The organism is Methylobacterium goesingense, assembly GCF_022179225.1.
In the GTDB taxonomy this organism is placed as follows: domain Bacteria; phylum Pseudomonadota; class Alphaproteobacteria; order Rhizobiales; family Beijerinckiaceae; genus Methylobacterium; species Methylobacterium goesingense.
This window is the reverse complement of sequence record NZ_BPQL01000251.1, coordinates 1-3141: the sequence shown is the minus strand read 5'-3', so window position 1 is coordinate 3141 and position 3141 is coordinate 1. Positions and strand designations below refer to the sequence as shown.

Sequence of the window (3141 nt, the reverse complement as noted above, 5' to 3'; positions counted from 1 at the left end):
CGTCGACCACGAAGCCGGTGGCGATGATCAGCGCCATCAGCGAGAGGATGTTGAGGCTGTAATCCAGCAGGTACATCGCCGAGTATGTGCCGACGATGGAGATCGGCACGGCGACCGCCGGGATCAGGGTGGCGCGGCCGGAGCGCAGGAACAGGAACACCACGAAGATGACGAGGACGACGGCGATGACCAGCGTCTCCTCGGTCTCGGCGAGCGAGGCCCGGATGGTGGCGCTGCGGTCGCCCGTGATGGTGAGGTCGATGTCGCCGGGCAGCGCCGCCTTCACCTGCGGGATCGCGGCCTTGAGCCCCTTGATCGTCTCGACGACGTTCGAGCCCGGCTGCTTGTAGATGAACAGGATCACGCCCGGCTTGCCGTTGACGAGGCCGAGGTTGCGCCGGTCCTCCACCGAATCCTCGATGGTGCCGACATCGGTGAGGCGCACGGCGGCGCCGTTCCGGTAGGCCACCACGAGGTCGCGGTAATCGGCGGCCACCCGGCCCTGATCGTTGGCGTAGAGCTGGTAGTGGCGCGTCTCGGTCTCGATCGCGCCCTTGGGCGAGTTCGCATTGGCGGAGGCCAGGGCCGCCCGGATGCCCTCCAGGCCGATGCCGTAGTTGAACAGGGCGGTCGGATCGAGGGCCACCCGCACCGCCGGCAGGGACGAGCCGCCGATGTCGACATTCCCGACCCCCGGGAGCTGGGACATTTTCTGCTGCACCACCGTGGCGGCGGAATCGTAGAGCTGGCCCGGCGTCAGGGTGTCGGAGGTGAGCCCCAGGATCAGGATCGGCGCGTCGGCCGGGTTGAACTTCCGGTAGGTCGGGTTCGAGCGGAGCGCCGTGGGCAGGTCGGCCCGCGCGGCATTGATCGCCGCCTGGACGTCCCGCGCCGCACCGTCGATGTCCCGGTTCAGGCCGAACATCAGCACAAGCCGCACCGAGCCGAGGGAACTCGTCGAGGTCATCTCGGTGACGTCGGCGATGGCACCCAGGCGCCGCTCCAGGGGCGCCGCCACGGTGGTCGCCATGGTCTCCGGCGAGGCGCCGGCCATCTGCGCCTGGACCAGGATGACGGGAAAATCCACCTGGGGCAGCGGCGCCACCGGCAGCTTCATGAAGGCGAAGATGCCGGCGAGGAGCACGCCGATGGTGAGCAGCGTGGTGGCGACGGGCCGCCGGATGAACGGCTCGGAGATGTTCATGGCAGCGCCTCGACGCTGCCGGCGCCGCCTTCGCGGCGGCCGGAGATGCGGCGTTCCAGGCGGTCGAAGGCGAGGTAGATCACCGGGGTGGTGAAGAGCGTCAGCACCTGGCTGACGATGAGGCCGCCCGCGATGACGATGCCGAGCGGCTGGCGCAGCTCCGAGCCGACACCGGTGCCGACGATGAGCGGCACCGCCGCGAACAGGGCCGCAAGCGTCGTCATCAGGATCGGCCGGAAGCGCAGGATGCAGGCCTCGTAGATCGCGTCCCGAGGGCTCAAGCCCTCCTCGCGCTCGGCCTGGAGCGCGAAGTCGATCATCATGATCGCGTTCTTCTTCACGATGCCGATGAGGAGCACGATGCCGATGATCGCGATGATGTCGAGGGAGAGCCCGAACAGCATGAGCCCGATGAGCGCCCCGATGCCGGCCGAGGGCAGCGTCGACAGGATGGTGATCGGGTGGATGAAGCTCTCGTAGAGCACGCCGAGGACGATGTAGACGGTTACGATGGCGGCCAGCACCAGGAAGAGCTGGTTGGAGAGCGCCGACTGGAAAGCGAAGACCGAACCCTGGGGCACGACCCGGAAGCTCGGCGGCAGGTCGATCGACTGGCGCGCCGCCTCCACTGCCGAGACGGCATCGCCCAGGGCCGCGCCGGGCGCGAGGTTGAATGAGACGGTGGTGGCGGGGAACTGCCCGAGATGGCTAATGAGCAGGGGCGCCCGCCGCTCGCTGACCTGGGCCACCGCCGAGAGCGGAACCTGGCCCGAAGCGACCGTGGAGGACGGCAGGTAGATGTGGTCCAGGCTCTCGATGGTCTTGTGCAGGTCCGGATCGGCCTCGAGGATGACCCGGTACTGGTTCGACTGGGTGAAGATCGTCGAGATGATGCGCTGGCCGAAGGCGTCGTAGAGGGCATTGTCGACGGTGGCGGGCGTGATGCCGTAGCGTCCCGCAGTCGGCCGGTCGATGGTGATGTAGGCGGCCAGCCCGCTCGCCTGCAGGTCGCTGGCGACATCCATGAGGAGCGGCGAGGCCTGCAGCGCCCGCACGAAGCGCGGCACCCAGGTCTCGAACTCCGTCAGGTTCGGGTTCTCGAGAATGACCTGGTACTGGGTCGCGCCCACCGCCGTGTCGATGGTGAGGTCCTGCACCGATTGCAGGTAGAGGCGGATGCCGGCCACACCGGTGGTGGCCGCCTTCAGCCGCTCGATGATCTCGGGCGCGCGGGCCGTGCGCGTCTCCTGCGGCTTCAGGTTGATGAGAAAGCGGCCGGAATTCAGGGTGACGTTCTGGCCGTCGACCCCGATGAAGGAGGACAGGCTCTGCACGTCCGGGTCCTTCAGCACGATGGCGGCGAGCTTCTGCTGGCGTTCGGCCATGGCGGCGTAGGAGACGGTCTGATCGGCCTGGGTCACGCCCTGGATCACGCCGGTGTCCTGCACCGGGAAGAAACCCTTCGGGATCACGACGAACAGGTAGGCGGTGAGCGCGATCGTGCCGAGGGTGACGACGAGGGTCAGCGTCTGGTGGCGCAGCACCACCCGCAGCATGCGGCCGTAGCCCGCGATGATGCCGTCCATGCCACGGCGGGCGGCACGGGCGATGAAGCCCTCGCGGCGCTCGGCCACGCCGGGGACATGGGCCTTCAGCAGGCGCGCGCACAGCATCGGCACGAGGGTAAGCGAGACCACCGCCGAGATGATGATGGTGGCCGCCAGCGTGATCGCGAATTCGTGGAACAGGCGCCCGACCACGTCGCCCATGAACAGGAGCGGGATCAGCACCGCAATCAGCGAGACGGTGAGCGAGATGATGGTGAAGCCGATCTCGCGGCTGCCCTTCAGCGCGGCTTCGAGCGGCGAGTCGCCCTCCTCCACGTGGCGGGCGATGTTCTCGATGACCACGATGGCGTCGTCGACCACGAAGCCGGT

General features: G+C 68.1%; 2 protein-coding genes. Both read right to left on the bottom strand.

Annotated elements, in window-relative coordinates; genetic code table 11:
* A partial coding sequence (locus MFF30_RS25715) for an efflux RND transporter permease subunit (protein ID WP_238283113.1) occupies positions 1-1204 on the bottom strand: 1204 nt, incomplete at its 3' end.
* The coding region (locus tag MFF30_RS25710; RefSeq protein WP_238283112.1) for an efflux RND transporter permease subunit at positions 1201-3141 on the bottom strand (1941 nt) is incomplete at its 5' end. The genes MFF30_RS25715 and MFF30_RS25710, both read right to left, overlap by 4 nt.